Source organism: Marinobacter denitrificans, from assembly GCF_008795955.1.
GTDB lineage: Bacteria > Pseudomonadota > Gammaproteobacteria > Pseudomonadales > Oleiphilaceae > Marinobacter > Marinobacter denitrificans.
This window is the reverse complement of the sequence record NZ_VMHN01000004.1, coordinates 41,273-67,301: the sequence shown is the minus strand read 5'-3', so window position 1 is coordinate 67,301 and position 26,029 is coordinate 41,273. Positions and strand designations below refer to the sequence as shown.

Genomic DNA, 26,029 nt, shown 5'->3' with positions numbered 1-26,029 from the left:
CCGACGGGTGCCCTTTTCATGGAAGCAAAACAGCAGCTCAGCGTCCGGGATGACCCGAGCGAGGCGTTTTGTAGTGGCATACCCCCTCAGGGAAAATTTCTTTGAGGCGGGTAATTTCCTGTCTGGTGAAATGGATATTCCCATAGGTGCCGTCCAGAAGCGCAATGGCTACTGGCTTCAGCCTGCACTGGAAGACGCTTCCCTCAATCGGGCCGCCCGCGACCATACGGGACGTGGAGTAGGTCGGGAACTGCTCTGTGCAGGTACCCGCCGGGCCGTCGTCCAGAATGCCGTTCCAGACGCCATCACCGGAATCGATCAGGTCACCGTTGGTCTCGAAACAGGCGTCCCTCGCTGAGCTGGGGCGGTTGTCTGCAATGCTCTGGTCGGGGTTCTGCTGGATGTTGGTAATCCACTCGTGCAATACCTCAAGGGCCATCCCGGTGTGGTCATATTCCTGCCGGGGTTTCGGCTCCGCCGGGTCCGAATAGTCGGTTGGGCGGGCGTCCGTGAACCAGATGACCTGGTTGCCGGCGTCGCCCATCCGGTTGATGATGCGCTGGCGGGTCGAGAAGGACTGATGGCTGTTGTGCATGTTCAGGACTTCCTCCAGGTAATGCCGCCAGTCGATCACTGGCATGTTCAGCTTGCCGTTGAACACCTGCCCCGAGGTATAGGCCGCCTTTATGGCCTTACGGTCGCCCCTGGTCCGTGGCGCCGGGGTATAACCACCGTCCGGGCTGAGGTTCATGTTCCGTGAACTCCACGGGTCGAAGACCGTAGGGTCGGCCATTACGTCGGATATCGACCCGATAAACGGGAAACCTTCCTGAACCATTTCCGACGGATGTTTCCAGCCGCCCACCGTGGCGTTCAGCTTGAGAAATTCAGCCTTGTTCAGGTTGCCGTCTTTCAGGGCTTTCAGACCATACTGCACACCCACGTTGTCAAACAGGGTACGTGGTTCGCCGCTGTCGTCCACTCCGTAGATGTTTTTGGCATCCGAGTAGTGAGTCCAGTGCACGTCGTTCATGACGCCCTCCGGTTGCATCAACTCCTGGTTATCGGCCATGCCGAAATGCGGGTTCATCACCAGCGGCGTCAGCCCCCGCCAGGCGGGAATACACTCGGTCATACCCGGAGCAGTGCTGTAGCCAAGCATGGTTTTGATTTCGGCAAACGGGTCCGGGTACCTGTCGTTGGAATTCAAGCCGACCAACAGGCTGCGGTTTGCGGTGGTTTGCCATTTCGGATTGTTCCGATCGGTGGCATCCATGTAGTACTCCAGTAGTTCGCAGTCGGCGACATGGATGATCTGGGTAGCCATGTCCGGATAGGAATACTGGGGCACACCGCCGTCTAGCAGGTCCGGATGGTTCTGGGAGTAGACATACTGCTGGATGCCGCCGCCGGAACCGCCGATAGCGACGGTGTAGTCAGGTACGCCGAAGCGCTTTACGAAGTGCTCCTTCACCATCAGCGCGGTTTCCCCGCCAACCTGAAGGTTGTAATGAGTGTCGGTGCGGGTGCCACTGGAATAGATAACAGCATACCCCTTCTGCAGGGTATCGGGATGTAACGCCCGGCTATTGTTGATGCCGCCCTGGGAGTGACCGATGCCCACACCACCGTCGAAGTGGAACAGCAGCCGGCCATTCCAGTTCTCTGTGGAAGCCGCCCAGGGGTCGTCGCCCAGCTCCGCCAGGGTGGCAAAGCTGTAGATAAAGCGGTTGATGGTGCCGCGCTCCTGCCGGACGATAAAGTCCACGGTACGGCCATCCGTAAGCTCCGTTGTGGCCATGTCAGCCGGTCGGCTGCCGTCATCCGGCAACGGCGCCCAGTTTCCGTCAGTGGTTCGATACTGGAAGGTGACATAGGGCTCAATCGAGCAATCCCTGCTCAGGCCGATCTGGTTGCCATCTTCGTCCAGCACGGGGAAGCCGGTGTCGCCGTTAGTGTCTACAAGTGGCTGCTTGTCCAGTTCCGTCGTCACCGTACAGACAAACGGATACTGCTGCGGCCCCGAGAATATCGGGCCGGTGATTGGATAAGCCGTCAGTTCCAGGGCATCGAGAGGGCCATACTCGGAGTGGTGAACTTCAAACCGGTTGGCGCCTTCCTCCAGCCCGCTGACCAGGATTTCCGGGCCATTGCGGCCAGAACGGATGGTGGGCTGAACTTCCGAGTTGTTCAGCCAGAATTCGAGTTGGTCCACGTCTGTTAGGCTGTCCGCATCTTCACCGGCCAGCCCCACCAGTACATCTTCGCCGCTGACCTGGGTCGGGGCGCTGGACAGGACTTTGAGGTGAATATCCGGGTATTGGCCGAAGCAGCCGGTAAGAACAATCGCTAGCAGTGCCGCCACTACAAGACGGCTGTAGGTTATTATCGTAGTCATGGTGGATCCCTCCATATCAACGCTGTGTTTCGAATACTCCTTTGCTGAATGCTAGTACGGTCTGTGGAAAAAAGCAGGTCACTGGATGACAGATTGTCACTTTTTTTTCTCAGCGGGGATCAAGTGGTGCCCAGATACGCAAGGCCAGCCTCATAGCCTTGCCGGTACCCCAGCTCCAGATGATCCGGGTTCTGGGTCAGGCGTCCTACCGGGAAGTTCGTTGGCGGCGCTATCACTTTGATGTGGCAATCTTCAGGCGGGTTGAGGATGAATTCCAGGGTGGCGTTATAGCGTTCCGCACGGCGAACGGTGGCCTCCGCCAATGCCGGGAACTCCCGGAATATCCGCTTGGGTACGAATGGGAACCTGGGAGGTTTTTTGCGATAGCCGGGCGGGCGGGAGAGCACCACGCTAATGTCACGGGCGCCGTCTTCATAGGCACGGAGCACGGGAATGGCATCAGCTACGCCACCATCGGTCATGGGTTCACCGTCAACCGCCGGGTAGTCTCGGTAGGCGATGGGTATGGCGCAGGAGGCCGTGAGCACATCGTGCATGTTGCGCTCATCAATACGGAAATAATGAGCCTGGCCTGTTCGTACAGAGGTTGTTGTTACCCACAACTCAGTCGTTCCTGACAGGTAGTTGTCCAGGTTCAGCGGTACGTCGGTGAATGACTGGTGCCAGAGCCAGCTCACATCACACAGGTGGCCGCCCCGGGCAAACCGCTTCCAGTCAATGAAATCCGGTTGGCAGGCATAGCTTGTGATGATCTTCCGGCTTCGCCCCTGGTCTCCCGCCAGGTAACCAATCAGGTTGGTGGAACCGGCTGAAACCCCATAGGTTCGCCAGAAGGGCTGATAGCTGTGTTCCAGGAAGGCATCAAGAACGCCTGCGGCGAAGATGCCGCGCATGGCGCCGCCTTCCACAACAAGGGCTTTTGAGTTGGCAGAGTGGCTTAAGGTCTGAGTTTGAGTCATTGGGATGCTGAGTCAATCGGTCGAGTCCGGTACCAGGATGCGAAGTCCTCCCCGGACATGGGCCGGGAGAAAAAGTAACCTTGTGCCTGCCTGCAGCCGCGCGAACGCAGGTATTCCAGTGCTGCGGCTGTTTCGATACCTTCGGCGATCACCTCAAGTTCGAGCGTCTTGCCAAGAGCCAGCATTGAATCCGTAACGGCCCGACTGCTCGTGTCCTGCTCAAGCTGGAAGATAAACGACTTGTCGATTTTGATTTTGTCTAACGGCAGGCGCGTCAAGTGTGCCAGGCTGGAATGCCCGGTGCCAAAATCATCCAGCAGGATAGCAATGCCCAGGGCCCTAAGCCGCGTCAGAACAGAGATGGCGTCTTCAAGATCGTACATTACTGCGGTTTCGGTGAGTTCTAACTGCAACATAGTCGGGTCGATGGCATGCTCTTGGAGGAGTTGCTCGAAGTGATCAATGAAGTCCCGATCACGGAACTCTACAGCCGACACGTTAACTGCAATAGGAATGGCAGCCAGCCCGTTGCCAGTCCATGCAAGTGACTGGCGGATTGCTTCCTGAAGAACCCAGCGCCCTATGGGGTTTATAATGCCCGTGGCCTCCGCAATGGGAACGAATTGCTCTGGGCTTATCTCGTCATTACCCAACCGGAGCAGGGCCTCGACACTGACAACCTCACGGGTATGAATGTCGATTACGGGTTGGTAGAACAGGTGGAAATCATGGTTATGGAGCGCCATTTTCAGTTCCTGTTCAATGCTGTTCTGTCGATTGATTCCATCCGTAAACGCCGAGGAATAGAACTGGAAATTGTTTCTGCCACCCTGTTTAGCCTGATACATCGCCGCATCGGCGTGGCTCACCAGGGTATCGATGTCTTCGCCATCCCTGGGGAAAATGCTGATCCCTATGGAAGTTGAAACAGACAGCGTTAACTCTTCCACCTGATATGGCTCGTTGATTTTTCGGATAATATGGATGGCCAGCTCTCCGGCATCGGCGGCTGCGCTGATATCCTGTAACAGAACCACGAATTCGTCGCCGCCCATTCGAACCACCATGTCTTCGGCGCGCAGGCTGCGGGTAAGTCTGCTGGATATCTCGTTGAGCACCCTATCGCCTACGTCGTGTCCGTGAGTGTCATTAATAGGCTTGAAACGATCCAGATCAAGAAATAGCACCGCAGCGCATTGCGAGGTTCGCAGATTGTGGGGCAATAAGTGGGTGGCATATTCGAACAGCATGGCTCGGTTCGGCAGACCCGTTAATGGGTCATGCAATGACGCGTGCCGTATTTCTTCGTCGGCCTGTTTGCGCTCGGTTATATCCCTGAAAAAAACCGCAAGCCCGCCGTCAAGGGCAGGGTAAGCTCTTACTTCTAGCCATTTCTGGTTATCGTCGGGAGTTGTAAGGGAGAATTCCATTGCGGCCGGTTCTCCGGTCTCTCTGACTCGGGTGTACAACTCTTCGACTTCCGTGCCTTGCTGTTCAGGCCAAACCTCCCAATGGCTTCTACCAATCACCTCAGGAGCGGGTTGTTGGCTGATGCGTTCCGCCTCGGCATTGAATTGGGTCATCGTCCAGTCGGCGGACATTGCGGCAAAGCCTTCGGTCATGCTGTTCAGAATGTATCGACTGTAGTCCCGCTCCCGGCGGAGCTCCGCCTGCGCACGGGCAGATTCGACAGCAGCCCAGGTCCGGTCTACCACGTCTTCAGCCAGGGCAATTTCCTTTGCGGTCCAATGATGGACTTTCGAGTCGTGAACCCCCAGCAGTACCCGTAACGAGCCGGCCTTCATGACCGGTACCGCCAGGACCGCCTTTATCCCCCTCTCCAGGTAGGCGTTGGCATAATCGGCCGAGCGCTCGTCAGCGACGGCGTCGCCGAGCACAAACACCTCTCCGGCGCGAATTTGAGCCGCCACCACCGGGCCGAATTCTTCCAACGGCAACTCGTCGCCGACCATTGAGGCGGCGCCTTCGCTTGTCCAGCCGGGCCTCACCGTTACGGTTTCGCCGGACTTCGAAACGTCCCCGTAGAAGACTCGGGTCACACCCAGAAACTCGCCTAACAAAGCCGTGGCGGCAGCCGTAATCTCATCGGGGTCCACGAGCGAACGAAGGCTGTCTGTTAATTTCAAACGAAAGCTGTTCCGCCGCTCGCTCGCTTTCTGGTGGTTCAGAGTTTGAGCTAATTCACGGTTGACCCGTTCCAGCTCCTCCTGGGTCTGAACCTGATCGGTGACGTCTGTGCCCTCGGCAAAGATGCCGATTACTTTACCGTCCGGCCCCCAGACGGGTTGGTAGACAAAGTTAAGGATACGTTCATTAACCGGCCCCCCGGGCGTGACCTGTACACCATACTTTGCGTTATTTGCCCTATAGGGAGTGCCAGTCGTGTATACGTGGTCCAGAATATCCTCGAAACCCTGTTCAGCCGCGTCCGGCAGTGCTTCCCGGATGGTTTTTCCCAATACTGGCCGATGGCCGATTAACTGTGCATGGCTCGGATTGGCGATCTCGTAGCGATGTTCGGGGCCGCTCAGGAAAACCATGAAAGCGGAAGCACGGTTGAACATCTGGCTCAGAGGATCGAATGTGGTATCGACAGGCGGGGTACATACCAGCGGGGCGGTTTCTTCCGCGAGTGGAGTAAAACTGCATGTCCGTAACAACGCACCTATTTTGCCCCCACCTGAGAGGCGTTCAAGGGCGGAGATTGCGGACCTGCGTGCTTTTTCTGACATAATCCATTGCGGGTCTTGGGTATGGGTCGTTAAAGCAGCGTAGCATATCGAGACTGGAACAGAAGTTTACATATTTTAAGGATGGGTCGTTCGATAGAGTTTTTTCAGGTAGGTGTGGGTCTGGTTCAGATATCAGCTTGGAGAGTTCGGTGGTACCCCCGGCAGGACTCGAACCTGCTACCTTCCCCTTAGGAGGGGGACGCTCTATCCAGATGAGCTACGGGGGCATCTCTGCAAGAAGGGCGGTATGATAGCGGCCTGGAGCCTGCGGCTCAAGGTGTGTTGCGGATTCGTCTTTTATTCCGGGAGGTGTCTTGTCTGAATCGCTTTCGCTGAGCGTCGTTGTGCCCGTGTGGCGGGAGGCCGCGTCCATTCAGCCTTTTTTGAAGTCCCTGCAGCAGGTGCGCGAGGAAGGCCATGAAGTTATTGTGGTGGACGGCGGCAGTGATGACGGCACGGCAGAGCTGGCGGCTCCCTGGTGCGACCAGGTGCTGATCGGCGGCAAAGGCCGTGCTCTGCAGATGAATGTGGGGGCCGAAGCGGCACAGGGCAATGTGCTGCTGTTTTTGCACGCCGATACGGTGTTGCCGGATTCTGCCTTTGAGCACCTCCAGCACTTCTTTAGTAGCCGGAAACAGTGGGGGCGTTTTGATGTGCAGCTCAGTGGCCAGCGGGCCCTTTTCCGGGTGGTGGCCTGGTTCATGAACCGGCGCAGCCGGCTGACAGGAATTGCCACGGGGGATCAGGCGATGTTTGTTCGCACCTCGGTATTCCGGGCAGTGCAGGGGTTTGCACCCATTCCGTTAATGGAAGATGTTGAGCTGAGCAAACGTCTTTGCAGTCTTTCAGGGCCTTATTGCATCGGCGATCCGGTCACCACGGACAGTCGAAGGTGGGAGCAGCGAGGTGCCTGGCGCACCATTTTTCTGATGTGGAGGCTGCGTTGGCGGTATTGGCGGGGAGAGTCGCCGGAGTCGCTGGCTGCGGCCTATCGGGTGGATGTAAGACATGCAGATAGGTGATCCGGATTCGGTTCTGGTCATGCAGTTTGCCAAGTGGCCGGAGACTGGCCGGGTTAAAACCCGCCTGATGCCGGAGCTTGGTGCGGAAGGAGCGATGGAGGCCCATGTGAGGCTCAGCCTTGCCGTGCTTGAGCACCTGGTGGCCAGTGGTTATGACGTCCGTTTTTTGTGGGACAGACCATTGGATACCGTTCCTGACGCTGCCTCGCCCATTATTGAACAGCTTGAATATCATGGCGTGGGCTGTGCCTGGCAGCAGGGCGATGTGCTCGGCGAGCGTATGGCGCGGGCATTGGACTCTGGTCTTCAGAAGGCCAGCAAGGCAATGATTGTGGGCAGCGATTGTCCCTCCGTGGACGCAGAGTATGTTCGCCTCGCAGCCGCCGCGCTGGATGAAGTCGATGTGGTGTTGGGGCCGTCGGACGACGGCGGCTATGTATTGATTGGTGCCCGGCGGACTGTTCCAGGTATGTTGGCCGATGTGGCCTGGGGTACAGAGAACGCCCTTGAACAAACCTGCGAGCGGCTCAGCCGCGCCGGGTTGACGTTCGCGTTACTGCCGGAAAAGTGGGATGTGGATGAGCCTGAAGACTGGCGCCGGTTTATCGGCCAGTCTTCAGGCTAAGCTGATTCAGGCTTCCGGTACGCTTGGGCGTTGCATCAGTTGTTCAATGGCGGTGGTGTTATCCGGAGCATCGCCAACCGTGAACACGCGCAGGGCTTTATTCCGTTCGATCACCTGGTTTTCCAGGGTTTCGAGCAGGGTTTCCCGGCTGACGTTGTTGATGGCTTTTGCCAACCGTTCCCGGGAGTCAAAATCGGTTTCGCCGCGGTCAATCTCACGCCAGTAACGCTCTGATATTTCACCAAGGCGCCGGTCCTGTTCCATCAACTTGCTGATAACCGCTTGTTTCTCCCGGTTCAGGTCCTGCTCGGTCATTTCTGACAAGGTCCCTCTGAAGGTTTGCGAGAATTCCCGCACCGCCTGGTCAATTTCATCACTGCTGGCTTCCGGAGACTGCACTACGAAGCCCAGGGCCGGAGTTTCCAGCATCTCGAAGGGCGTGGCGTACACGATGTAGCCAAGCTGGCGGTTGGTGCGAAGTTCTTCGTAGAACGGGCTGCTGATAATCTGGCCCAGAAGGCGGAAGGCGGCCCGTTCTTCAAAGCTGGTGTTATCGCCCTGCACATAAAGAGTGTAACCGGTATCCGGATGGTCTACCTCCAGCGGCAGGGATGTCTCTTCTTCAGACAGAGAACGCACCTGGCTTCTTTCCACGGTTACCAGCTCGCTCTCGTCCAGCACCATGGCGTGAATCCGTTTGGTGATGTTGAGCGCCGAGGCGTGGCTCATGTTGCCGTGGGCGAGCAGTACCGGGTCAACCTGAGCCAGGAACGCTTCGGCAAAGGATCTGAGTTCCTCCAGGGTCACTTCCCGCGCAGCCCGGAGTTTTTCTTCGGTGCTCCAGGCGCCTTCTATCAGCAGGGTCTGGACGAACTCGGAGGTCTGCTGAACCGGGCGTTCCTTGGCTTTGTTCTGCAGCCGGTCGATCATGTTCTGGCGGGCAATACTGAACCGTTGTTCGGTCAGGTTCGGGTCAGCTACCTGGGTTAACAGGCGTGCCATCAGGGTGTGCAGCTTGTCGCTATAACCGCCAACCCGAATGGTGATTCCGCGAAGGTGCGGGTAAATGCTGTAATCCAGTCCGGCCAACTGCGCCGGGTAAGCCCAGGCGTTCACGTTGGTATTGATGGCGTCCACCAGCAAGGTGGAAAGCACATTGCTGCGGGCCGACGCGCGGGTGGCCGGTGTGCGCAGGCTCAGATAGATGTTGGCTTTCGGCGTTTCAAAACGGGTATCCCGTGCGTACCACACGTCCATGCCGCTGATGCTTCCCATGGAAACCGGCGCGTCCATGGTCGGGCCAGAGATCATCCCCAGCTCCTCGGGGATAAACGGATTCTCAAGAGGCAGGGCCAGGCGGGCAACCTGCGGATTGCCGTCCTCTGTGCGGACGGTCGTGGTATCCAGCGGTTTGATTTCAAAGGCTGTGTCGTACCACTGGGTGAGGCTGGGGGTCTCGATTTCGGGCTCTGGCTCCAGCACTGAGACCAGTACATTATCCGCCGTCAGCCGCGCCAGGATGGCCTGGTACTGGTCCGGTGAATAGTCTTCCATCATCCAGGGCGCCCGCAGGACGTCTTCCGGAGCAACGTGCCTCATTTGCCGCGACAGGTGCATGACTTCCTGAACCGGCTGGCCTTTCTCCCGGAAACGGAAATCTATCTGCGCCAGTTGCTTCATCTCTTCAAAACGCTGGCGTGCGATGCCTTCGTTGCGCACTTTGTCGATGTAGGCAAAGGTGAGTTCAAGGATTTCCTCCTGTTCCTCCAGCCCCTGCGGCGTCAGTGACATAGTCAGTTCCAGCGTCGCTTCCTCGCCGGTATCCATTCCGCCGCCCGCAGAGAGGCTTTCCACAAGTCCCGCCTGCTTGAGTACGTCGAACAGGCTGCCCGGGCCTTCGTGGCCCAGCAGGCTTGCTACGTAGTTCGCAGGTTTGTCGCGGTAGTTTTCCTCCTGTGAGGGAATCGGAAAGGTCAGCGTCAGGCTGCGTATGTCCTTGAGGGCATCTACTGTCACCCTGGCCGGTAGTCTGTCCGGACTGAACAGCGGCTCGTCATGGACTTCAGCCTTCAGGTTGCGGTTTTCAATCCGGTCAAAACGCCCCCGTACCATGGCTTCCAGCTTTTCCAGAGTTTGTGGACCATAGACCGCCAGTGTCATCAGGTTGGACGAGTAGTGCTGCTTCCAGAATTCGATCAGGTCAGGGCGCAACGGGCGTTCTTCGGTATTCTCCAGTGTGGTGAGATTCCCCACGGCAAACTGATGGAACGCATGCTCAGGGTTGCTGATGGCCTTCTTCACTGAGTAGAAGCGGCGGCCGTCTTCTTTCTGTTTGGCGCTGAACTCGGAGTGCACGGCCCGGCGTTCACGGTCAACCAGCTCGGGCGTGAACAGCGGGGCGGAGAATTGTTCCGCAAAGCGGTCCAGGGCATCCTCCAGGTACTCGGCCTGCACATCGAAGAAATAGTTGGTGTCCTGGAAGGCCGTAAAGGCATTGTGGCTGCCACCGTGGCTTTTGATGAACTGCTGGTATTCGCCAGGGTCAGGGTACTTTTCAGTGCCCAGGAACAGCATGTGTTCAAGAAAGTGGGAGAGGCCTTCCCGGTTGGCAGGGTCATCACCGCTGCCCACGGCGACGTTCATCGAAGCAGCCGCTTTGTCGGATTCCGGGGCGGAAATCAGCAGCACCCTGAGCTCGTTATCCAACTGGATATAACGGTACTCGTTGTCGTCGTTCGGACTTTTGACGGGGGACGTATTAGCCAGTGCCACTGAGCTGAAGGCCAGAAGGAGTGCCAGCAAAAAGCTTTCCTTAAGGCCGGGGAAACCGTTGGCAAATCCACGAATGCCTGGGCGCATAGAGCCTCTCTTTCCGATGGAAGATTCAGTGAATCAGTTCGTTGCGAGTACTTTCCGGTTGTTGATCCAGCGTTTTTTTCGCCAGACTGGCCGCGGCCTCGGCATCAAGCTGACCCGAGGCGATGCGTTCGAGTACCGTGCCCATCACAGCCACAGACCGGCGATAGTCTGCGAATTCGGCCTGAAAGGCGTGATCTATGGCGTGGTAAACGGCCTGGATTTTCTCCTCTCGGGTGCCGGAGTCAGCCGCAGTGTCGTTGATGGCCTTCAGGCAGGCTCTGGCGATCGCAATATAACGTTCAGCGTTGGGGTCGTCTTGGTTCATAGTCGGGATTCCGAAAACCGGGATGTTAGGACAGAAGCTGTCATGAATGGTTCCGATTATGTCACCGCTCCTGACGGGTTTCATTTCTTGTCTGTAATGGTAGGGATTTACGAGCAGGCTGCACACCATGTGCTAGTCTCAATTTCAGTATGTCGGGCAATCAAACAGGTCAAGACCTGCTTTCCATGCCGATACTAGAGTAATAGCTCTAAATAAAACAATGGGTTACAGAGTAAATGCTCTAAAAAAGTTCGATACATGAGAGTTGCAATTAAGTACAATGCCGGCGTGCCGGGAGAGTCTACGACTTTGGTCTAATATCTCCCTGGCCACAAAGGGACAGACAACAATTGAGCAACAAGCAGGGTGGACTATCAATGAATTACTTTCTGACGGGTGGCACCGGATTCATCGGCCGTTTTCTCGTTGAAAAACTGCTGGCTCGCGGCGGCACAGTACACGTACTGGTGCGCGAGCAATCACAGGACAAACTGGCCCAGCTCAGGGAGCGTTGGGGTGCGGATGAGTCCCGGGTGAAGGCAGTGATCGGCGACCTTACCAGCCCGGACCTGGGCATTGACGCCAAGACGATGAAATCGCTCAAGGGTAACATTGATCATTTCTTCCACCTTGCCGCCGTTTACGACATGGGCGCAGACGAAAAGGCACAGCAGGCGACCAATATTGAGGGCACGCTCAGTGCAGTCCAGGCGGCAGAAGCCATGGAAGCCGGTTGCTTCCATCACGTGTCTTCCATCGCGGCAGCCGGGATGTTCAAGGGTACATTCCGGGAGGATATGTTCGAGGAAGCCGAAAAGCTCGACCATCCCTACCTGCTGACCAAGCACGAGTCGGAAAAAGTTGTTCGCCAGAGTTGCAAGGTGCCGTTCCGGATCTATCGCCCGGGTATGGTTATCGGCCATTCGAAAACCGGCGAGATGGATAAGGTCGACGGGCCCTATTATTTCTTCAAGATGATCCAGAAAATCCGCCATGCGCTGCCGCAATGGATGCCGACCATCGGTATTGAGGGCGGCCGCCTGAATATCGTTCCGGTGGATTTTGTGGTGAATGCCATGGACCACATCGCTCACCTCGAAGGCGAGGACGGCAACTGCTTTCACCTGGTGGATTCCGATCCCTACAAAGTTGGCGAGATCCTCAATATCTTCTCAGAGGCCGGCCATGCTCCACGCATGGCGATGCGCCTGGATTCCCGGATATTCGGGTTTGTTCCGCCGTTTATCCGTCAGAGCCTGAAAAACCTGCCTCCGGTAAAACGTCTGACCACAGCCGTGCTGGATGATATGGGCATCCCGCCGTCGGTCCTGTCGTTCATAAATTACCCGACGCGGTTTGACGCCCGTGAAACAGAGCGTGTTCTCAAGGGTACTGGCATCGAAGTGCCGCGCCTTGACAGCTACTCGGCAGTGATCTGGGATTACTGGGAACGCAACCTTGATCCTGATCTGTTCAAAGACCGCACCCTGCGTGGCACGGTTGAGGGCAAGGTCTGTGTGATCACCGGCGGCACCTCCGGCATTGGTCTGGCGACTGCTGAAAAGCTGGCGGATGCAGGTGCCATTCTGGTGATCGGTGCCCGTAAGAAAGAACGCCTGATGGAAGTGGCAGCCCAGCTCGAAGCCCGTGGTGGTAACGTTCACGCCTATCAATGTGACTTCGCGGAGATGGAAGACTGCGACCGCTTCGTGAAAACTGTACTGGATAACCACGGCCACGTGGATGTGCTGGTTAACAATGCAGGCCGTTCAATCCGTCGCTCGCTGGCATTGTCGTTTGACCGGTTTCACGATTTCGAACGCACCATGCAGCTGAACTATTTCGGCTCTGTGCGCCTGATCATGGGCTTTGCACCGGCCATGCTTGAGCGCCACCGCGGTCACGTGATCAACATTTCCTCCATTGGTGTGCTGACCAATGCGCCGCGCTTCTCGGCCTATGTGGCTTCAAAGTCTGCGCTGGATGCCTTCAGCCGCTGCGCGGCTGCTGAGTGGTCGGATCGCAACGTGACCTTTACCACCATCAACATGCCGCTGGTAAAGACACCGATGATCGCGCCGACCAAGATCTATGATTCCGTGCCCACGCTGACACCGGACGAAGCCGCCGACATGGTGGTGGATGCCATCGTATACCGGCCCAAGCGCATTGCCACAAGGCTGGGTATCTTTGCTCAGGTGTTGCAGGCGCTGGCGCCGAAGCTGGGCGAGATCGTCATGAACACCGGTTACCGTATGTTCCCGGATTCTCCGGCAGCTGCGGGCAGCCGCTCGGGCGAGAGGCCGAAGGTTTCCTCGGAGCAGGTGGCGTTCGCTGCGATCATGCGGGGTATTTACTGGTAAGGCCTACCCTGAAAACAAAAACCCCGCTTCCAGGAGCGGGGTTTTTTTGTGGCCGTTATTCAGGATCGTCTGGCACGACAGGCGGAGGGAAGCCGCCGATCTCACGCCACCGGTTCACAATGCCGCAGAAAAGGTCAGCGGTTTTCTCCGCATCGTACGCAGCCGAGTGCGCTTCCTTATTGCTGAAAGGAATGCCTGCCAGCTTGCACGCCTGGGCCAGTACCGTATGGCCATAGGCAAGGCCCGCTAGGGTGGCGGTATCGAATGTGGAGAAGGGGTGGAACGGGTTGCGTCGGATATCCGAGCGCAGGGCGGCGGCGAACACGAAATTGTGGTCAAAGGTGGCGTTATGGCCTACCAGCACCGCCCGTTTGCAATCGTGGGCTTTTACCGCCTTACGGATCGGGCTGAAGATTTCGCTCAGGCCCTCCCGCTCGGGAACGGCTTCCCGTTCAGGGCTCCAGGGATCAATACCGGTAAAATCCAACGCTGACTGTTCCAGGTTGGCGCCTTCAAATGGATCGATCTGCTGGAGGTGGGTTTCTCCGCGAATCAGCCAGCCGTCGTCATCCATGGTGATGATAACAGCGGCAATTTCCAGCAGGGCGTCTCGTTCTGGATTGAATCCGCCTGTTTCCACATCCACCACCACAGGAAGGAACCCGCGAAAGCGGCGGGACATGGGGTGGCGTTCTTTAATTTCGTCAGTCACTTAAACTCCCGGTGTTGCTGGCCAGGTCAACCGGCCTGAAATAGGAACAGGTGTTGAATCAGTGTTCGGCGAGCCGCCATCTCAGGCTTTCACCGGCTTTCAGCGGAACAATCGTGCCCTCTGCCAAAGGCAGTTCAGCGGGCATTTCCCAGCTTTCCCGCACCAGGGTTATGGTGTCGGTGTTTCGGGGAAGCCCGTAAAAATCGGGGCCGTTGAAGCTGGCAAACGCTTCCAGCTTGTCGAGAATGCCCAGGTCTTCGAAGATCTCCGCGTACAGTGAAATGGCGCTGTAGGCGGAATAACAACCGGCACAGCCGCAGGCCGTTTCTTTACGGTCCTTTGAATGGGGGGCCGAGTCCGTACCCAGAAAGAAGCGCGGGTCACCGCTGACAACCGCATCCAGCAGCGCCTGTTGGTGACGGTTACGTTTGAGAATCGGCAGGCAGTACAGGTGAGGACGAATACCGCCTACCAGCATATGGTTGCGGTTATACATCAGGTGCTGGGGCGTGATGGTGGCCCCGAGGTTGTCACCCTGGTGATTGCGGACGAATTCGGCGGAGTCTGCCGTGGTGATATGCTCGAGAACCACCCGCAGCGAAGGAAATGCCTCGAGAGTTGGCGCCAGTACCCGCTTCAGGAAGATTTTCTCCCGATCAAAAATATCGATGTCCTGATCAGTGACTTCACCGTGGACCAGCAGCAACATGCCGCAGTCGGCCATGGTTTCCAGTACCGGGTAGATATTGCGGATATCGGTAACACCGGAGTCGGAATTGGTGGTGGCGCCTGCAGGGTAAAGCTTCGCTGCAACCACACCGACTGCCTTCGCTTCACGGATCTGATCCGGTGTGGTGGTCTCTGTGAGATACAGGGTCATAAGTGGGTCAAAGTCATGGCCCTTGGCGGCTGCCAGAATCCTGTCGCGGTACGCCATGGCCTGTCGGGCATCGGTTACTGGTGGTACCAGGTTGGGCATGATGATGGCGCGGTGGAAGCAGCGAGCAGTGGCAGGCACCACGTCCCTGAGAATTTCGCCGTCCCGGACATGGAGGTGCCAGTCATCGGGGCGGGTAATGGTAATCTGATTGGTCATTAACGGTTTCCGGCTTGCCGGGGCCTTTGGTGTGGTTGCCCCTGATAAATTCTGGCGGAATTATATCAGAAGCCGTCGCCGATTGTTTCGGGCCGAAATCCTAAAGAATGCTTTCCCCTGGCCGTTAACAAACCAGTGAACACTCTTTGACGGACTGATGGTATGGCACGACTTCCAGCCTTCCTGCGCGGGGCAGTTATTTCCAGTGCATGCGCCTTGCTGGTGGCCCCTAATACGGCCCAGGCCGCCACCTATGGTGCCGGTATCGAGAACAGCCAGTGGTATCTGTCCGAGTCTGTGTTCGAGTGTACTCTGGTACACCAGGTGCCGGGTTATGGCCGGGCTATATTCCGTCATCGTGCAGGCGAGTCTCTGTCATTCGTTCTGGAATCGGAAACGCAGCTGATGCGCCCCGGGCGGGGCACGCTGGCAGTAGAGGCTCCATCCTGGCGCCCGGGCACGGCGCCCCGTTCCCTGGGTCGGGTAAACATAGAGGATGGGCGCCGCCCGGTATTGCTGGATTCCCGCAAGGCCATGATTATGGTTCAGGGGCTGTTGGAGGGGATGGACCCAACGGTGACCCGTGAGTCCTGGTACGACGGCAGCCCGGTTCGTGTGAAAGTCTCCAACATCAATTTTGCCGGCCAGTTCTCCGGCTACCGTTCATGCGCATCCGGCCTGTTGCCGGTGAATTACGATCAGATCAAGCGTTCCCGTATTCCGTTTGCAGCCGGCAGCACCAGCCTTTCCGAGGGCGACATGCGGCTGCTGGATAACATCATCGCTTATGTGATGGCGGATACCACGGTGGAGCGGATTTTCGTGGACGGGCACACGGACAGCAGCGGTAGCCGTATCGACAACCGGGCCCTGTCCGAGGAGCGGGCCAATGTGGTGGCGGATTATCTGACAGGGAAGGGCGTTGATACCAATATGGTGACGGTCCGGGCTCATGCGGACCAGTACCAGGTGTCAGGCCGCCCGGCGGATAACCGCCGTACCACCATCCGCCTGCAGCGGGAAGGCGAGCGTCCGGACCTGCAGCAGGCCAACGGCTATGATGCTGCCTCACCTAACTCTTAGCGACGCGGCTCCAATAGCCCGGTCAGCGGATGGAATTGAGCACTTCAAGGTGCGCATTCACGCTTTCTGCCAGTGCCTTCAGATGATATCCCCCCTCAAGGGTCGAGATGATCCGGTCATTGGCAGAGTCGGCGGCAATGCTGGCGATCATCTCTGTCAGCCAGCGGTAATCGTCCACTTCCAGATTCAATTCCGCCATGGGGTCCAGGCGATGGCCGTCGAACCCGGCGGAAATCAGCACCAGTTGGGGGCGGAAGTCCTGTAACCGTTTCACCCAGGCCGCTTCCACGGTTTTACGATACTCGTCCGCAGAGGTTCCGGCCGGGATGGGCGTATTGATGATATTTTCAGCCTGACGGTGCACGTGGGAGTGGGGATAAAATGGATGCTGGAAGCTGGAACACATCAGGATGCGCTCATCACCGCCCACAATGTCGACAGTACCATTGCCCTGGTGGACATCGAAATCAATAATGGCTACCCGTTCCAGGTGGTGGAAAGTCAGGGCGCGCATGGCGGCCAGGGCGATGTTATTGTAAAAACAGAAGCCCATGGACTTGCTGCGCTCTGCGTGGTGCCCCGGTGGCCGTGCGCACACAAAGGCGTTGGTGAGCTGGCTGCTGAGCACCATGTCGACCGCTTCGATACTCGCGCCGGCAGCAAGGCGAGCGGCCCTTAGGGTGTCGGGCATCATTGCGGTGTCCGGGTCGGTAAACACGCGGCCCCTGGTAGGTTGCATCAGGTCCAGCTGGTGCAGGTAGCGTTCGGGATGCACGGTCAGCAATTGATCCCGTGTGGCTTCATCCGGGCGCACCCAGTCCAGATCCTGCTCCAGGCCGGTATCCGCCAGATAACTTACAATCGCTGCAAGCCTTTCAGGGGACTCCGGATGCTCCGCCCCCATATTGTGTTTCATGCAGTCGTCGTGTGAGAAAAATCCCGTTGTCATGCTGATCCCGAACGCTCTGGTTGTGCTTGTATTTTGTTCAATATTATCAGGGATAGGTTGGCCCTGCCGTGTTTCTTTGGTCTTATGGTGGTGATAGGCATTTTACATCACCAGCCAAGCGCCTAAGATAGAGTGTACATCCGCCCGGTCGACCCGAAGCAAGGAGCGAAGCTTGAGCACCCGATACCTGGAAAGCCTTTTCAACCCCTCATCCATAGTGGTTATCGGCGCCTCGGAACGGGCAGAAAACCTGGGCGGTATGGTTCTGAGGAACCTGCTGGGTGGTGGGTATCCGGGCCAGTTGCTGGTGGTTAACCAGAACGATTACGACAACGTGCACGGGGTACCCTGCGTAAAGAAAGTCTCCCTGATGGGGTTCAGCCCTGATCTGGCGATTATCTGTACGCCGCCTGACACCGTGCCAAAGGTGATAAAACGGCTGGGGCAGGCAGGTGTTCGTACTGCAATTGTGATGACCGGCGGCATGTCCCGTAGCCACAGTAAAACCGGTCAGCCGTTGATGTATTCGGTCCGTGATGCAGCGCGGGAAACCGGTATCCGGGTGCTCGGGCCCAATACCATTGGGCTGATGGTTCCGGCCCGGAGCCTGAACGCCACCTATGCCCATATGGGTGCGATCCCTGGTAAGGTCGCGTTTGTAGGCCAGTCGGGCACCATTGCCAGTTCGGTGATTGACTGGGCCTTTGCCCGCGGGGTGGGCTTTTCCTACTTCCTGACCCTGGGCGACGGCATGGACATCGACCATGATGACCTGATCGACTACCTGGCCCAGGACAGTCAGACCCGCGCCATATTGCTGCACATTGAGAACATTCCCAATCCGCGGCGTTTCATGTCGGCGGTTCGTGTGGCTTCCCGCACCAAACCGGTGATTGCCGTTAAAAGCGGTCGGGTGCCCGAATCGGAATGGTTCCACCACGAATTACCCGCGGGCCTGACCCGCAGTGACCCTATCTATGACGCCATGTTGCAGCGTGCCGGTGTACTGCGGGTGGACGGGCTCGGGCAGATGTTCGATGCCCTGGAAACCCTTACCAGAATGCGCCCCTTACGGCGGGAAACCCTGGCGATCATGGCCAACGGTGTTGGCCCGGGCGTGCTGGCTGTGGACCGGTTGTCCTATCTGGGGGGCGAACTGGCGGAACTGTCCGGCAAGTCCATTGAGTCGCTGGCGGAGTTGCTGCCCCCTTACTGGACGCGCAAGAACCCCATCGACCTTGGCTACAATGCGTCACCCGAGCTGTATGCCCAGGCCATCAAAGTCCTCGCCAAAGACCCTGAGGTGGCCAATATTCTGGTAATGTACGCCCCGAGCCTCACCCAGGACAGCCTGCAGATTGCGGACGCAGTGGTGCAGGCAGCGAAGGGCACGCGTCTGAATGTGTTTACCTGCTGGTTGGGGCAGAGCACGGTACTGGATGCGCGTGACGAGTTTTACCGGGCTGGCCTGCCGTCGTTCTTCAATCCGGAGAAGGCGGTTATGGCATTCATGCAGCACGTGCGTCACCAGCGGGTGCAACGGCTGCTTACGGAGACGCCTGAATCGTTCACTGATCACCTTGCTGACCATACGCAAACGCGCCGGGTAGTGGTTAACGCCATGCGTTCTGGGCGCAATCACCTGTCCAACCAGGAAGCCCGGGATGTCATCCGTGACTACGGCATCAACGCCGTGGAGACGATCTACTGTGATGATATGGAAGAGGTGCTGGAAGCCTTCGCCGTGGAACGCCGGCCAGTGGATATAACACTGATTCATGAGCGGTCCTGTCACCCCCTGGTCGAACTCAGCCCCGGCCAGCGCCGTTACAAGGGCACGGTACAGAAGCTGAACAGCGAAGGAGCCATCATGGATTCCTGTCGTTTCCTGATGGAGGAGTACCAGAAGTATTACCCTGATAGTGGTTTTTTGGGATTTGCGGTTCAGCGTTCCTATCAGCATGTTGGGGGTATTGAATTCAGCGTTGGCATTACCCGGGACAAGCTGTTCGGTCCGCTGGTGGTGTGCGGGGCTGCGGGCGCCCAGATCAACGTGATGACCGACCGGCAGATTGCCCTGCCGCCACTGAACATGGTGCTGGCGCGGGAGCTGTTGCGTCGAACCTACATGTACAAGCTGTTGAAAGAACATAGCCTGAAACCGGAAGAGGACATTCGCGCAGTCGCGGAGACGCTGGTGACGCTGTCCCAGATTGTCATTGATATTCCTGAGATCCGGGGGCTGGAAATCTCCCCCCTGTTATTCAACGAGCAGGGCGCAGTCGCTGTAAACGTGGCTATTGATCTGGCCGACAAACCGGGACGGCCCATTATCCAGCCGTATCCCAGAGAGCTGGAAGAGTGGATATTGCTGCCCAAGTCCGGCCGGCGGGTGATTATCCGCCCGGTACTGGCGGAAGACGAGCCTGCTCACCGGGCCTTTCACGAGCTCCAGTCGCCGGAATCCATCCGTTATCGTTTCTTCCAGTATCGTAAACATTTTTCACGGGAAGACGTGGCCCAGATGGTCCAGATCGACTACGACCGGGAAATGGTGTTTATCGCCAACGCGCCGCGTGAGGATGGCGAAGGAGAGGAGACTCTGGGCACCGTTCGTACCTGGACAGACGCCGACAATTTGCGGGCCGAGTTCGCGGTGATGGTGCATGACAAGATGAAAGGCGAGGGCCTTGGCGTGGCCCTGATGCAGAAAATGATCGACTACTGCCGCGCCAAGGGAACAGTGGAAATGGTGGGTAATGTGCTGGCGGATAACCGCCCGATGTTGCGGCTGGCAGAGCACCTGGGCTTTGAGATCCGCTACAACCCGGAAGAGGAAGTCATGGACCTGACCCTGGTACTGAACGAGCCGGAGAAGGACTGGCAGCGGGAGCGTCTGGAACAGACCTCCCACTGACAGGCGGTTCTCAGCCCTCTTCGACAATCGCTGAGCGGTCTTCTCCGCCCAGTGCCTCCAGCAGTCCGGGGATCAGCCTGGCCAGTTCCAGCGTCATCAGCGAGAAGGCTGCATCGAAGCGGGCAGCGGCATCGTCGGCGTCAACATCGTCCAGCTTTTCCTGTAGGGTATCGCCGAATTTCAGGCGCCGTATCCCCAGTTCCTCATCCAGCACGAACGATAGATTGTCGTCCCAGGTGACGGCCAGTTTGGTGACCTGCATGCCGGCATCCAGGTGGCTGCGGATTTCGTCGCCCTGAAGGTCCAGGCCCTTGCATCGCACAACGCCGCCGTCTTCCGATGTGTCTTTCAGCTCGCATTCTGTGCCCAGTTCGATGCTTGCGGGCAGGTCGATGGACTCGTTCAGCCAACCGGTAAAGGTAAACCCGGGGGCCTGCTCCACCGCTGGCGGGCGAACAGGCAGTGAGCCCACGCTTTTGCGCAGCGTCGAGGCCAGATCCTCCGCCTGCTTGGCGGAGCCGGCATCGACTATCAGAACACCATCAGCGGGGGCCAGGTAGGCGTAACATCGGCGGTTCTTGGAAAAGGCCCGTGGCAGCATTTCCAGCATCACTTCTTCTTTCAGCTCGTCCTTTTCCTTGCGCCTTACCTTGCGATGTTGCTCGGCCTCGATCATTTCCGCCTTTTCGTCCACCAGTTCCTTGATAACGGAGGCAGGCAACAGCTTCTCTTCTTTGCGCAGGGCGATCAGGTGGTACCCACCGGCGCTGTGAACCAGCAGATCGCTGTGTTTTCCCATGGGCGACACCCAGCCCTGGCGGGATGTTTCCTGGGGACCACAGGGCTTGAAGGCATCGGCCTGAAGCTTTTCCTCCAGGGCTTCGGCGGTTATTTCAAATGGCTTGGTAAAACGGAATACGCGGGCATTACGAAACCACATTGTCCGGGTCCTTGTTGGTTATGGGGTGAAATCGAGAGTGATGTCGGTTTTGCAGAAGGGGAGGGATGATACCTTAAATCTGCATGATTTCGACCAGTACGGTTTTTACGATAAAGCCCACCACACCGGCACCCAGAATAGTAAACAGGGCGATGGTGCCAAACCGGCCTGCCTGGGACTTCTTGGCCAGGTCCCAGACAATAAAGCCCATCCAGACAATCAGGCCGGTCAGCAGGACCAGCATGGAAAGTTCTGCAAATACTGCTTCGTTCATTAATCACTCCGGGTTTGTAGAAGGCTTACTGTTCGTCTCGCAGGAAGACCCAATTGTCCGCGCTGGACTGTTCCTCGCTGAACCGATAACCCTCAAGATCAAACCCCTTGAGATCGTCTGCCTGGGTAATGTTGTTCTGGATGGCGTAGCGGCACATCAGGCCCCGTGCCTTCTTGGCGTAGAAGCTGATCATCTTGTACTGGCCATTCTTCCAGTCCTTGAACTGGGGTGTGACCAGGCGGGCATCCAGCTCTTTCTTGCGAACGCTCTTGAAGTACTCGTTGGACGCCAGGTTCACCAGAACCCCGTCGTCGGCCTTCAGCAGGCGGTTGAGCTCGTCGGTGATCTTGCTGCCCCAGAAGGCGTACAGGTCCTTGCCACGGCGGTTTTCGAACTTTGTGCCCATTTCCAGGCGATAGGGTTGCATCAGGTCCAGGGGTTTGAGCACACCGTAAAGGCCGGAGAGGATCCGCAGGTGCTTTTGGGCAATCCCGAACTCCTTGTCGCTGAAGCTTTCCGCATCGAGCCCCGTATACACATCGCCCTTGAATGCCAGCACTGCCTGACGCGCATTCTCAGGTGTAAAGGGGGTGTGCCAGTTTCTGAAGCGTTCCGCATTGAGCTGGCCCAGTTTGTCGCTGACGCCCATCAGGTTGCTGATATCGTGGGGTTCCAGTTCCTTGAGCTGGTCAACCAGTTCGCAGGCATCGTCCAGGAAATCCGGTTGGGTGGCCTTGGTGGTGGCCAGCGGGCTTTCGTAGTCCAGCGTTTTTGCAGGGGAAATAACCATCAACATGTCAGGCAATCCTCATCGGAGAAAGTTCAGTAACTGATCCCTGGTAAACGGCCAGTCCAGTTCCTCGTCGGTGTCGTTACGGCGCAGCACCGGAATGCGGGTGCCGTAGCGCTCCACCAGTTGCCCGGACTGGGCAATATCCACCGCGTCCACGGGGATCGGTTCTGGCATGGGCGTATTTACCAGCAGCGCTTCGGCCAGCTCGCAGAGATGGCACTGGGACGTGGTGTAGAAAATCAGTTCCATTATTTGGGCTGTGCGTCTAGCTGCTGGCCGTTGACGCCTCTGCTTTCCGGCCCCATCAGGTACAGATAAACCGGCATCAGGTCCTCCGGCGTAGGATTCTGTTGCGGGTTCTCGGCCGGATACGCGGTGGCTCTCATATTGGTACGGGTTGCACCCGGATTAAGACTGTTCACCCGGACATTGTGGCGGTCGTCGTCCAGCTCTTCGGAAAGCATCTGGCTCAGTCCTTCGATGGCGAACTTGGAAACCGCGTAGGCTCCCCAGTAGGGCTTGGCGCGGCGGCCGACACCGGAGGAGGTGAAAATGACGGAGGCATCCTCAGACTTGCGCAGCAATGGAATCATTGCCCGGCTCAGCAGGAACGGAGCGGTGGCATTCACGTGCATTACCTTGTTCCAGATTTCCGGGTCATAAAGTTCAATGGGGCTGCGTGCGCCAAGGATGGCGGCGTTGTGAAGCAGGCCGTCCAGATGATCGAAGTTGTCTTCGATTGTCATCGCCAGTTCTTCATAGTCTTTGACGGCAGCCCCTTCGAAATTCAGCGGCACGATAGCCGGTTTCGGGTGACCTGCGGCCTCAATTTCGTCATACACGGATTCCAGCCTGGAAACGGTACGGCCTACAAGAATCACAGTGGCTCCATGGGCCGCATAGGCTTTTGCTGCTGCCCGTCCGATGCCGCTGCCGGCACCGGTTACCATAAGGATGCGATCTTTCAGCAAATCAGCCGGTGCTTGATAGTCCTGCATTCTGTGTCTCCGTTTGGAACTCTATTGTAACAGTTTTGCCAGGTCGCTGACGGTGTCAGCCACGATGTCAGCTTGCCACAGGTCAACCGCCTCTGGCTGTTCGATATAACCGTAACGTACTGCGATGGTTGTCATACCCGCGTTGCGCCCGGCTTCAATGTCCCGCTCGTGGTCGCCGACATACACGCCGGTAGCCGGATCGGCCCCTACTTCCCGGCAGGCCAGAAGCAGGGCTTCAGGGTGGGGTTTGCGGTCAGTGACATGATCCGGGCAGATCAGCGTAGAGCAGCGGTTTGCAAGGTCCAGAGCCTCGATTAAAGGTGCTGCAAAACGTACCGGTTTGTTGGTGACAATGCCCCAGGGGATATTGCGGGATTCCAGATCTTGCAGGATGCTGTCCATGCCCTCGAATAGGGCAGTTTCCACGGCAATGCCGGCTTCATACAGGTCGAGAAATGCCGTGTGTTTTTCCAGATAGTCCGGATGATCCGGCTCAAGACCAAAGCCCACCCGGATCATGGCCCTGGCGCCGTTGGACACCGAGCGGCGGATATGGGGCGCAGGCAGCGCTGCCAGTCCGTGGGCCCGCCGGAGTTCGTTGAGGCAACGGATGAAGTCCGGCGCGGTGTCAATCAGGGTGCCATCCAGGTCGAACAGAACAATTGACGGCTGTGAGGGGATAGCAGTCACGATGGATCTGTTTCCTCGCGCGTATCCATGGCATGCATCATATAGTTCACGTCCACATCCCGCCCCAGGCGATAAACCTTGGTAACGGGGTTGTAGGTCATGCCGGTCAGTTCACGGATGTCCAGCCCGGCGTGGCGCAGGTGGTCAGACATTTCCGACGGGCGAATGAATTTGCGCCATTCGTGAGTGCCCTTGGGCAGCAGTCTGAGCACATATTCCGCGCCCACAATCGCGAACAGGAACGACTTGGGGTTGCGGTTGATGGTGGACACGAACAGGTGCCCGCCGGGTTTCAGCAGGGCCGCGCAGGCCTTGATGACCGACGCAGGGTCCGGAACATGCTCCAGCATCTCCAGGCAGGTGACCACGTCGTACTGGCCTGTATGTTCCGGGTCCATTGCCAGCTCTTCAACGGTGATCTGGCGGTAATCCACCTTGATTCCGCTTTCCATGCCATGGAGCCTGGCAACTGCCAGCGGTGCTTCGCCCATGTCTATGCCAGTCACGTGCGCGCCCCGCTGTGCCATGCCTTCGGATAGCAGGCCGCCGCCGCAGCCGACGTCCAGGGCCCGCTTTCCTGCCAGTGGCACGCGCTCGTCAATGTAGTTGAGGCGCAGCGGATTGATGTCGTGCAGGGGCCGGAATTCGCTAGTGGGGTCCCACCAGCGGCTGGCGAGTGCCTCGAATTTGGCGATTTCACTGTGGTCTACGTTCTGGTTGCTCATAGTTGGCTCTGTCTGCTATCTGGAATAGAGCGCGTCAGCTGGTCTGCTGTTCGCGAATACGGTCCGCCCAGCTCCGGACGCGGAGCATCAGGTCTGGTACGTCAATACGGGTCAGCCTGCCTTCCTGTACCTGAGGTACGCCGTTGATCCAGCTATGGCTTACCTGGCGGCCATGGTTGCTGTAAACAAGGTGTGAAGCCGGGTCGTAGACTGGTTGCAGGAAAGGGTCGCCAAGGTCAACAGCAATGAGATCGGCCAGTTTACCAGCCTCCAGAGACCCGAGCTCATGGGCTCTTCCCAGTGCCTGCGCGCCCCCAAGGGTGGCCATTGCCAGCGCTTCATGGGCAGAGAGTGCAGACGCGTCCCCGGCTACCACTTTGGCCAGCATCGCTGCGGTATTGAGCTCGCCGAACAGGTCCAGGTCGTTATTGCTGGCCGCACCGTCAGTGCCAATGGCGACATTGATGCCCGCATCGCGGAATTTCTGCACCGGGCTGAGGCCGCTCGCCAGCTTGAGGTTGGATTCAGGGCAATGTATTACCTGGGCGCCGGTAGTTTTCAGCAATTGTATATCCGAGTCATCGATCTGTGTCATGTGGACACACTGGGTTGTTGGCCCCAGAACCCCCAGTTCGGCCATTCGTTGTGTCGGCCGTATGCCGGTCTGCTCCATGGAGTCGGTGACTTCAGAGGCGGTTTCGTGCAGGTGTATCTGGATCGGAGCGCCGGTCGCCTGAGACAGCGCCACTGCTTTCGCAAGCGGAGCGTCCGATACGGTATAGGGGGCGTGAGGGCCAATGGCCGGCATGATGAACGGATCGTTGTGCCACTGGCGAATAAAGCTTTCGCCCTTGGAGAGATATTCCTCTGGCCCGGAGCCCCAGGGTGTGGGGAAGTCCAGAAGCGGGAAACATACCTGGGCGCGCATGCCGGCGTCCCTGGCCATCTGGGCCACAATCTCCGGAAAGAAGTACATGTCTGAAAAAGTGGTGGTACCGGTGCGCAACATTTCCGCCATCGCCAACTGGGTGCCATCGGCAATGAAAGTTTCGCTGACAAACGCCCCTTCGGCGGGCCAGATATGGTCATTCAGCCAGGTCATCAACGGCAGGTCATCTGCCAGGCCGCGGAACAGCGACATGGCGGCGTGGCCATGCATATTGATCAGGCCGGGAAGAACAACATGATTGGGCAGGTCGATGGTTTCCTTGGCTCGGAAGCGGGTGTCGGCTTCTTCCCGGGAGACTACCGCGGCAATTCGTTCGCCCTGGATGAGCACCGCCTGATGTTCCAGTAGTTCGTTCGCCGGCGCGATGGGGATAACCCAGCGTGCGTTGATGCGAATGTCTGCTGCGGTAATGGTATCTGCCGTCATTTACCCTGCCTTGGCCGGGCTGCACGGAACCCTTCCGTGCAGCCAAAGAATGTAGCCCGAAAGTATAGCGACCACCCGGGCCGAGAACTACCCTGGGGGCTGAGTTTGGGGCGCGATCAGGGGTATACTGCCTTTTTTACCTGGCTGGAGTG

At 57.8% G+C, this 26,029-nt stretch carries 21 protein-coding genes and 1 tRNA gene; 5 read left to right on the top strand and 17 right to left on the bottom strand.

Annotated features, from left to right (window positions below; all coding sequences use genetic code 11):
* Positions 1 to 37: 37 nt before the first annotated feature.
* The 4 genes from FO268_RS13785 to FO268_RS13770 all read right to left on the bottom strand — a co-directional run bounded on the left by FO268_RS13785 (position 38) and on the right by FO268_RS13770 (position 6,358).
* Entirely contained in the window at positions 38 to 2,398 is a 2,361-nt protein-coding gene (locus FO268_RS13785; protein ID WP_150993912.1) for a DUF6351 family protein, read from the bottom strand.
* 119 nt (positions 2,399 to 2,517) lie between these two features.
* Complete coding sequence (locus FO268_RS13780; protein WP_150993911.1) at positions 2,518 to 3,378, bottom strand: patatin-like phospholipase family protein; 861 nt, start codon at positions 3,376 to 3,378, stop codon at positions 2,518 to 2,520.
* A complete protein-coding gene (locus tag FO268_RS13775) occupies positions 3,375 to 5,963 on the bottom strand; it encodes an EAL domain-containing protein (protein WP_191966966.1) in 2,589 nt (862 codons plus the stop codon). The genes FO268_RS13780 and FO268_RS13775 overlap by 4 nt, the downstream gene beginning before the upstream one ends.
* 318 nt (positions 5,964 to 6,281) lie before the next feature.
* Positions 6,282 to 6,358 (bottom strand) — tRNA-Arg (locus tag FO268_RS13770).
* A gap of 87 nt (positions 6,359 to 6,445) precedes the next feature.
* Here FO268_RS13770 and FO268_RS13765 point away from each other — a divergent pair.
* Positions 6,446 to 7,153: a TIGR04283 family arsenosugar biosynthesis glycosyltransferase gene (locus tag FO268_RS13765; protein ID WP_150993909.1), complete on the top strand. Its 708-nt coding sequence runs from the start codon at positions 6,446 to 6,448 to the stop codon at positions 7,151 to 7,153.
* Entirely contained in the window at positions 7,140 to 7,778 is a 639-nt protein-coding gene (locus FO268_RS13760; protein ID WP_150993908.1) for a TIGR04282 family arsenosugar biosynthesis glycosyltransferase, read from the top strand. Before FO268_RS13765 ends, FO268_RS13760 begins: the two co-directional genes overlap by 14 nt.
* 6 nt (positions 7,779 to 7,784) lie before the next feature.
* Here the strand turns inward: FO268_RS13760 and FO268_RS13755 are convergent, their stop codons facing one another.
* Both FO268_RS13755 and FO268_RS13750 read right to left on the bottom strand, forming a co-directional pair.
* Positions 7,785 to 10,637: an insulinase family protein gene (locus FO268_RS13755; RefSeq protein ID WP_150993907.1), complete on the bottom strand. Its 2,853-nt coding sequence runs from the start codon at positions 10,635 to 10,637 to the stop codon at positions 7,785 to 7,787.
* Positions 10,638 to 10,662: 25 nt separating this feature from the next.
* The gene (locus tag FO268_RS13750; RefSeq protein WP_150993906.1) at positions 10,663 to 10,962 is read right to left on the bottom strand and encodes a hypothetical protein; all 300 of its coding nucleotides are present in this window, start codon (positions 10,960 to 10,962) and stop codon (positions 10,663 to 10,665) included.
* 377 nt (positions 10,963 to 11,339) lie between these two features.
* On the opposite strand from FO268_RS13750, the gene FO268_RS13745 reads away from it, so the two are divergent.
* On the top strand, positions 11,340 to 13,325 hold the full coding sequence (locus FO268_RS13745) for an SDR family oxidoreductase (RefSeq protein ID WP_150993905.1): 1,986 nt from the start codon (positions 11,340 to 11,342) through the stop codon (positions 13,323 to 13,325).
* Between the two features lie 55 nt (positions 13,326 to 13,380).
* Here FO268_RS13745 and rnt read toward each other — a convergent pair whose 3' ends face one another.
* On the bottom strand, positions 13,381 to 14,037 hold the full coding sequence (gene rnt, locus FO268_RS13740) for a ribonuclease T (RefSeq protein ID WP_191966965.1): 657 nt from the start codon (positions 14,035 to 14,037) through the stop codon (positions 13,381 to 13,383).
* Between the two features lie 58 nt (positions 14,038 to 14,095).
* On the bottom strand, positions 14,096 to 15,133 hold the full coding sequence (pyrC, locus tag FO268_RS13735) for a dihydroorotase (RefSeq protein ID WP_150993904.1): 1,038 nt from the start codon (positions 15,131 to 15,133) through the stop codon (positions 14,096 to 14,098).
* A 162-nt stretch (positions 15,134 to 15,295) separates the two neighbouring features.
* On the opposite strand from pyrC, the gene FO268_RS13730 reads away from it, so the two are divergent.
* Positions 15,296 to 16,216 carry a flagellar protein MotY gene (locus FO268_RS13730; protein WP_150993903.1) on the top strand — a complete coding sequence of 307 codons (921 nt, stop codon included), beginning with the start codon at positions 15,296 to 15,298 and terminating at the stop codon, positions 16,214 to 16,216.
* Positions 16,217 to 16,238: 22 nt separating this feature from the next.
* On the opposite strand, the gene FO268_RS13725 is transcribed toward FO268_RS13730, so the two are convergent.
* Positions 16,239 to 17,165: a histone deacetylase family protein gene (locus tag FO268_RS13725; protein WP_150993902.1), complete on the bottom strand. Its 927-nt coding sequence runs from the start codon at positions 17,163 to 17,165 to the stop codon at positions 16,239 to 16,241.
* Positions 17,166 to 17,337: 172 nt separating this feature from the next.
* Between FO268_RS13725 and FO268_RS13720 the strand changes: the two genes are divergently transcribed.
* On the top strand, positions 17,338 to 20,082 hold the full coding sequence (locus FO268_RS13720; RefSeq protein WP_150993901.1) for a bifunctional acetate--CoA ligase family protein/GNAT family N-acetyltransferase: 2,745 nt from the start codon (positions 17,338 to 17,340) through the stop codon (positions 20,080 to 20,082).
* 10 nt (positions 20,083 to 20,092) lie between these two features.
* Here the strand turns inward: FO268_RS13720 and rdgC are convergent, their stop codons facing one another.
* From rdgC to FO268_RS13680, 8 genes are all read right to left on the bottom strand, one after another.
* Positions 20,093 to 21,022, bottom strand: coding sequence for a recombination-associated protein RdgC (rdgC, locus tag FO268_RS13715; RefSeq protein ID WP_150993900.1), 930 nt, complete (start codon positions 21,020 to 21,022; stop codon positions 20,093 to 20,095).
* A gap of 73 nt (positions 21,023 to 21,095) precedes the next feature.
* A complete protein-coding gene (locus FO268_RS13710; protein WP_150993899.1) occupies positions 21,096 to 21,296 on the bottom strand; it encodes a DUF2788 domain-containing protein in 201 nt (66 codons plus the stop codon).
* Between the two features lie 25 nt (positions 21,297 to 21,321).
* On the bottom strand, positions 21,322 to 22,092 hold the full coding sequence (gene yaaA / locus FO268_RS13705) for a peroxide stress protein YaaA (RefSeq protein WP_150993898.1): 771 nt from the start codon (positions 22,090 to 22,092) through the stop codon (positions 21,322 to 21,324).
* A gap of 12 nt (positions 22,093 to 22,104) precedes the next feature.
* Positions 22,105 to 22,338 carry a glutaredoxin family protein gene (locus FO268_RS13700; RefSeq protein ID WP_150993897.1) on the bottom strand — a complete coding sequence of 78 codons (234 nt, stop codon included), beginning with the start codon at positions 22,336 to 22,338 and terminating at the stop codon, positions 22,105 to 22,107.
* Positions 22,338 to 23,087 (bottom strand): YciK family oxidoreductase, encoded by a 750-nt coding sequence (locus FO268_RS13695; protein ID WP_150993896.1) that lies wholly within the window; start codon positions 23,085 to 23,087, stop codon positions 22,338 to 22,340. The genes FO268_RS13700 and FO268_RS13695 overlap by 1 nt, the downstream gene beginning before the upstream one ends.
* Positions 23,088 to 23,108: 21 nt before the next feature.
* Entirely contained in the window at positions 23,109 to 23,768 is a 660-nt protein-coding gene (locus FO268_RS13690) for an HAD-IA family hydrolase (RefSeq protein ID WP_150994054.1), read from the bottom strand.
* Between the two features lie 5 nt (positions 23,769 to 23,773).
* Positions 23,774 to 24,502 carry a bifunctional 2-polyprenyl-6-hydroxyphenol methylase/3-demethylubiquinol 3-O-methyltransferase UbiG gene (ubiG, locus tag FO268_RS13685; protein ID WP_150993895.1) on the bottom strand — a complete coding sequence of 243 codons (729 nt, stop codon included), beginning with the start codon at positions 24,500 to 24,502 and terminating at the stop codon, positions 23,774 to 23,776.
* Positions 24,503 to 24,536: 34 nt separating this feature from the next.
* On the bottom strand, positions 24,537 to 25,877 hold the full coding sequence (locus FO268_RS13680) for a TRZ/ATZ family hydrolase (protein WP_150993894.1): 1,341 nt from the start codon (positions 25,875 to 25,877) through the stop codon (positions 24,537 to 24,539).
* Between the last annotated feature and the right edge of the window lie 152 nt (positions 25,878 to 26,029).